At 58.0% G+C, this 6,000-nt stretch carries 6 protein-coding genes; 5 read left to right on the top strand and 1 reads right to left on the bottom strand.

What is annotated here, in order from left to right; translation table 11 throughout:
• The 5 genes from ACYZYZ_RS04625 to gcvH form a co-directional block, all read left to right on the top strand.
• Window positions 1-437 (top strand): UPF0149 family protein (locus tag ACYZYZ_RS04625; RefSeq protein WP_461483425.1); only part of this gene is annotated, 437 nt, incomplete at its 5' end.
• A gap of 20 nt (window positions 438-457) precedes the next feature.
• Window positions 458-1,774: a Xaa-Pro aminopeptidase gene (gene pepP, locus ACYZYZ_RS04620; RefSeq protein WP_461483424.1), complete on the top strand. Its 1,317-nt coding sequence runs from the start codon at window positions 458-460 to the stop codon at window positions 1,772-1,774.
• A gap of 5 nt (window positions 1,775-1,779) precedes the next feature.
• Window positions 1,780-3,057, top strand: a complete 1,278-nt coding sequence (ubiH, locus tag ACYZYZ_RS04615) for a 2-octaprenyl-6-methoxyphenyl hydroxylase (RefSeq protein WP_461483423.1) — start codon at window positions 1,780-1,782, stop codon at window positions 3,055-3,057.
• On the top strand, window positions 3,050-4,270 hold the full coding sequence (locus tag ACYZYZ_RS04610) for a UbiH/UbiF/VisC/COQ6 family ubiquinone biosynthesis hydroxylase (protein ID WP_461483422.1): 1,221 nt from the start codon (window positions 3,050-3,052) through the stop codon (window positions 4,268-4,270). Before ubiH ends, ACYZYZ_RS04610 begins: the two co-directional genes overlap by 8 nt.
• 86 nt (window positions 4,271-4,356) lie before the next feature.
• Entirely contained in the window at window positions 4,357-4,746 is a 390-nt protein-coding gene (gcvH, locus tag ACYZYZ_RS04605) for a glycine cleavage system protein GcvH (RefSeq protein WP_305170203.1), read from the top strand.
• A 110-nt stretch (window positions 4,747-4,856) separates the two neighbouring features.
• On the opposite strand, the gene hemB is transcribed toward gcvH, so the two are convergent.
• Window positions 4,857-5,870 (bottom strand): porphobilinogen synthase, encoded by a 1,014-nt coding sequence (gene hemB, locus ACYZYZ_RS04600; protein ID WP_461483421.1) that lies wholly within the window; start codon window positions 5,868-5,870, stop codon window positions 4,857-4,859.
• Window positions 5,871-6,000 lie beyond the last annotated feature (130 nt).

Genomic DNA, 6,000 nt, shown 5'->3' with positions numbered 1-6,000 from the left:
AAGAACTGATTATCCTGGTGGCAGAGCTGCTGGATCAGGAGCGGGAGCGCATTGAAGACATGGGTGACATGCTGCCTGCGCTGTATGCCTTTTCGCGGCAGCAAATTTGCAGTGACGGTTTTGAATTCCAGCCGCTACTGCCGGAAGACGACATGGAGCTGAACCAGCGTCTCGAAGCTCTGGGTGACTGGTGCCAGGGTTTTCTCTATGGGCTGGGCAATTCCAGCATCTCCGGAGAAACCGAGCTGGCAGCAGATATTGCTGACGCCCTGCGCGACCTGGCGGCCATTTCCCAGATCGGCATGCTGGAAGACGAGGAAGATCAGGAAGATGAAGTCAGCTACACCGAGTTGGTGGAATATGTCCGTGTAGCGGTACTTCTCATTTATGCAGAACTGGGCATGCCAGAGGTTGAGCAGCCCAGAACACTCCATTAAGCGATTGGACCTTGTTATCTATGATTTCCAGTTCGGAATTTGCCAAACGCAGAGAGACGCTTACCGCCATGATGGCGGAAAACAGCATCGCCATTATTACCGCAGCCCCTGAAAGGGTGCGCAACCGCGATGTGCACTACCCCTACCGGCAGGATAGTGATTTCTATTACCTCACCAACTTCCCGGAGCCCGAAGCCGTCATGGTGCTGATTCCGGGTCGACCCCAGGGCGAGTTCCTGCTGTTCTGCCGCGACCGCAACATTGAGCGGGAAATCTGGGATGGTTACCGCGCAGGCCCTGAAGGTGCCTGTGAACAGTACGGTGCCGACGACGCATTCCCCATCGACGATATCGACGATATCCTGCCGGGCCTGCTGGAAGGGCGCGATCGTGTCTATTACGCCATGGGTAAGGACACCGCTTTCGACAAGCATCTGATGGACTGGGTCAACAATATCCGTTCCCGTGCCAGGGCCGGTGCCAGCCCCCCGGGAGAATTTGTCGACCTCGACCACCTGCTGCACGAGTTGCGCCTGTTCAAAAGCCATGCCGAACAGAAAATCATGCGCACGGCGGCTGAAATTTCTGCCCGTGCCCACTGCCGGGCCATGCAGATCTGCAAGCCGGGCATGTACGAGTATCAGTTGCAGGCGGAACTGGAGCATGAATTTGCCATGGCGGGATCGCGATCCCCCGCCTACAGCTCCATCGTTGGCAGCGGTGCCAACGGGTGCATCCTGCACTACGTGGAAAACAGCGCCAAACTGAAGGATGGCGACCTGGTACTGATTGACGCTGGTTGCGAATTGCAGCATTACGCCTCGGACATTACCCGTACCTTCCCGGTTAACGGCAAATTCACCGCGGAACAGAAGGCCCTCTATGACGTGGTGCTGGAATCCCAGTTGGCGGCCATTGAGGTTTGCCAGGTGGGCAACCACTGGAACGAACCCCACCAGAAAACGGTGGAAATTATTACCGACGGCCTGATTGACCTGGGTATTCTCAGGGGCAGCCGCGATGAGCTGATGGAAACCGGAGCCTTCCGCGATTTCTACATGCACCGGGCCGGTCACTGGCTGGGCATGGATGTGCACGATGTCGGCGACTACAAGGTGCACGATGAATGGCGCGTGCTGGAACCGGGCATGGTGTTGACAGTGGAGCCGGGCATTTATATCTCACCCGACAACCATGATGTGGAGCCGCGCTGGCGGGGTATCGGCATACGTATTGAAGACGACGTGCTGATCAAGTCAAAAGGCCCCAGCATACTCAGTGCCGCCGCGCCGAAAGCCACCGCCGACATTGAAGCCTTGATGGCAGAAACCAGGTAACACACGTGGCCGCTGAGCAGGACAACACATTCGATATCACCATCATCGGTGGCGGCATGGTGGGCGCCAGCCTGGCGCTGCTGCTGTCGTCTCTGAAGCTGGATTGGCGAATTCGTGTGGTGGAAGCGGTGGCAACGCCCTCGTCCGGAGTGCCCGCACAACCCAGTTTCGATGCCCGCTCCACGGCGCTGTCCCACAGCACCCGGGAAATTTTTGAACTGCTGGGCCTCTGGGATCAATTACAGCAAGGCGTGGCTGCCATCAACGAAGTACATGTCTCTGATCGTGGCCATATCGGCACCACCCGCCTTTCAGCGCAAGAGCAGAAGCTTCCTGCACTGGGTTACGTGGTGGAGAACCGCCATCTCGGTGCCGCGCTGATGGCAGCGGTTCAGCAAACCCCTGATATTGACTGGCTTGCTCCCGCCCGTGTCACCACCGTTCAGGCGCGCCGGGAAGGGGTTGAGCTGACGGTTAGTCTCGACGATGAGGGTGCGACGGAATCTTTTGCCAGCCGCCTGCTGGTGGTGGCCGACGGCGCGCAATCGCATACCCGGGAATTACTCGGTATTGGAGCCAGCAGCAAGGATTACGGCCAGATGGCGATTGTCGCTAATATTTCCCTGGCCGAGGACCACAACGGCGTGGCTTACGAACGCTTTACCGATCTCGGCCCCATGGCCATGCTGCCGCTGCAACCCATTGAGGGTGAACACCGTGCCGCACTGATCTGGACGCTGCCGCCGGAACGTGCCGAAGCAATGCTGCAGGCCGATGACCAAACTTTCCTCGAAGAACTGCAACAGCGCTTTGGTTTTCGCCTTGGTCACTTTCAGCGGGTGGGTAGTCGTCAGGCATATCCCATCAAGCTGGTGACCAGCGATGAACAGGTGCGGCACCACGTGGTGGTCACCGGCAATGCCGCCCACTCCCTGCACCCGGTAGCCGGACAGGGCTTTAATCTTGCCCTGCGGGACCTGGCGGTGCTGGCCGAAGTGCTGGGCGATGCTGCTACCAAGGGCGAATCTCTTGGTGATCTCCATGTGTTGCAACGCTATTTGAATCAACAACAGGCCGACCAGCAAAAAACCATTTTGCTCAGCGACCTGTTGCCCAAAGTCTTTGGTCTGGATAGTTCGCCGGTGGCGCTGGCAAGAAACCTCGGGTTACTGGCGCTGGATGCGGTGCCGTTGCTGCGTCATCAGTTCGCCCGCCTCGGCATGGGGCTGGAAACCCGCGGTACACCAGGGTTAAACGGCATCAAGGGAGCCGCCAATGGCTGACCATGCATGTGATATCGTGGTGGTGGGTGCCGGTATGGTCGGCGCCAGCTTTGCCGCCCGGGTGGCCAGCACCAATTGGGGAGCCGGGTTGCACATTGGCGTGCTGGAAGCCAGCCCTTTTGCGATGCCTGACCTTTCTCAAACCTTTGATCCCCGGGTCGTGGCGCTGACAGAAGTATCCCGGCAACTGCTGAGTGATGTCGGTCTCTGGCAACAGATTGCCAGCCGTCGAACCTGCCCCTATCGCCATATGGAAGTCTGGGAAGCAGATGGCACCGGCCATATCGAATTCGACTGCGCCGAAGTGCGCCAGCCCAGCCTTGGGCATATTGTCGAAAATGCCCTCATCGTTGAGGCCCTGTTACAGCGGTTAGAAGCATTGCCCAATGTGACCTTGCTTTGCCCCGCCAAGGTCACCGGCCTGGAGCGACTGGAAAAAGATGGCAGCGTGGTGATTGAACTGGCCGATGGCGACAGGGTGACAACACAATTGGTGGCCGCCGCCGACGGTGCCCGCTCACGGGTGCGCGAACTCTGCGGCCTGCAACTGCGACAGTGGGATTACGGCCATCAGGCCATCGTCACCACCATTACCACCGAGCGTGAACACAACTTCACGGCCCGTCAGCGCTTCTTGCCTGAAGGTCCGCTGGCCTTCCTGCCCCTTCAGGACGAGCAGGGCGATTGCCACCGTTGTTCCATTGTCTGGTCCCAGCAGTCCGAAAAAGCCAAAGAGCTGATGGCGCTGGATGAGGCGGAGTTTTGCCGGGCGCTGGGTCAGGCCAGCGATCACTGTCTGGGTGAGATTACCGCCGTCGACAAACGCTACTGTATTCCCCTGTGGCAACGCCACGCGGTGGACTACGTGCTGCCCGGTATCGCCCTGCTGGGGGATGCAGCCCATACCATTCACCCGCTGGCGGGTCAGGGGGTAAACCTCGGTTTTCAGGATGCCATCACCCTGGCGGAAGAAATCCAGCGCTCCCTGTCCCGAGGGCTGTCGCCGGGTGAACTATCCGGCTTGAAGCGCTACCAGCGCCGCCGTAAACCCCATAACCTGGGGATGATGGCCACCATGGAAGGCTTTAAACGCCTGTTTGAGTCCCAGGCCATGCCCCTGCGATTGCTGCGTAACGACGGAATGAAGCTGGCCAACCAACTCGGCCCCCTGAAAAACCAGCTGGTGCGTCAGGCCATGGGGTTGGGTGGTTAAGGCCATCTTCCCAAGCACTTTAGTTTGACGGCATTCGGGTTTAAAATCCCCGGCAGTTTTAGACTACCAATTTTGAGGACACCACCATGAGCGAGACCCCATCTGATCTGAAGTACGCCAGCACCCACGAGTGGGCTCGCGATGAAGGTGACGGCACTGTGACCGTGGGCATTACCGACCACGCCCAGGACAGCCTCGGCGATGTGGTCTATGTGGAGCTTCCCGAAATCGGCACCACCGTTTCCGCTGGTGATGAGGCTGGTGTGGTGGAATCCGTGAAAGCCGCTTCCGATATCTATGCCCCCGTATCCGGCGAAGTGATCGCCATTAACGATGTGTTGGAAAACGCCCCGGAAACCATTAACGATTCCCCCTACGACGACGGCTGGTTTTTCAAGATCAAAATGTCCGACCCTGAAGAGCTGGAAGACATGATGGATGCTGATGCCTATGCCGATGCGTCGGACGAAGACTAACCGCTTTTAAGAGAACGTTTTCGAGGCAGAAGCCACGTAGATAGTTTTCAAAAATGCATTAAAAAGGGCTGCCATTGGCAGCCCTTTTTTGTTTCGGATAAAACCCGCCGTTATTTGTTCAACAGCCTTGCCGCTTCCATCGCAAAATAGGTCAGTATCCCGTCCGCCCCGGCGCGTTTAAAGCACAATAGTGATTCCAGAATAATCTGCTCCCGGTTCAGCCAGCCGTTTTCAAACGCCGCACAGTGCATGGCGTATTCGCCGCTCACCTGGTACACAAAGGTGGGGGCTTTGAGCTCTTCTTTCACCCGGCGCACCACATCCAGGTAGGGCATGCCCGGTTTTACCATGATCATGTCCGCCCCTTCCTGCAAATCCAGGGCGCACTCGTGCAAGGCTTCGTCGCTATTGGCTGGGTCCATCTGATAGGTTTTCTTGTCGCCGCCCTTGATATTGACAGCAGAACCCACTGCATCACGGAACGGGCCGTAGTAGCTGGAGGCGTACTTGGCGGAATAGGCCATGATGCGGGTATTCACATGGCTGTGTTCTTCAAGAATATTGCGCACCGCGCCAATGCGGCCGTCCATCATGTCTGAGGGGGCCACCACATCGGCACCGGCCTCGGCGTGGGAAAGCGCCTGTTTCACCAGGGTCTCCACGGTAATGTCGTTCAGCACATAGCCGCTGGTTTCATCAATAATGCCGTCCTGGCCATGCACGGTGAATGGGTCCAGCGCCACATCGGTCATCACCCCCAGTTCCGGCACGGCATCCTTAATGGCTTTCACCGCTCGCTGTGCCAACCCATCCGGGTTGTAGGATTCTTCTGCTAACAGGCTCTTGGCGGACTGCGGCGTCACCGGAAACAGCGCCACCATGGGAATACCCAGGTCGGCGATCTCGCGAGCCTGTTTCACCAATAGGTCAATGGATAGGCGTTCGATGCCGGGCATGGAGGCCACCGCTTCGCGCTGGCCGGAACCTTCCAGCACAAATACCGGGTAAATCAGATCGTCGGGGGTCAGCACCGATTCCCGAACCAGGCGGCGGGAAAAATCATCGGCGCGGTTGCGACGCAGGCGGGTGGCGGGAAAGGGTCCGCGATTGTGGCTGAAACTCATGGCTGCTCCGGGTTGGCTAAGCCTGAGGATAATAGGTGGGATAGGGCGGTTAATCAATTTGTTGGCGGAACGGAAAACTGTACGGTGCAAGAACGACTTGGATTTGTAAGTCGAAACACATAGAGCAGTG

The sequence above is a fragment of the Porticoccus sp. genome (assembly GCA_023261185.1).
Classification (GTDB): Bacteria; Pseudomonadota; Gammaproteobacteria; order Pseudomonadales; family Porticoccaceae; genus Porticoccus; species Porticoccus litoralis.
This window is presented reverse-complemented; position numbering and strand designations above follow the sequence as displayed.

Coding starts and splice junctions, on each gene's coding strand:
- ACYZYZ_RS04610 (WP_461483422.1), top strand. CDS start 3,050: ATGGCTGACCATGCATGTGATATCGTGGTGGTGGGTGCCGGTATGGTC.
- gcvH (WP_305170203.1), top strand. CDS start 4,357: ATGAGCGAGACCCCATCTGATCTGAAGTACGCCAGCACCCACGAGTGG.
- hemB (WP_461483421.1), bottom strand. CDS start 5,870: ATGAGTTTCAGCCACAATCGCGGACCCTTTCCCGCCACCCGCCTGCGT.
- pepP (WP_461483424.1), top strand. CDS start 458: ATGATTTCCAGTTCGGAATTTGCCAAACGCAGAGAGACGCTTACCGCC.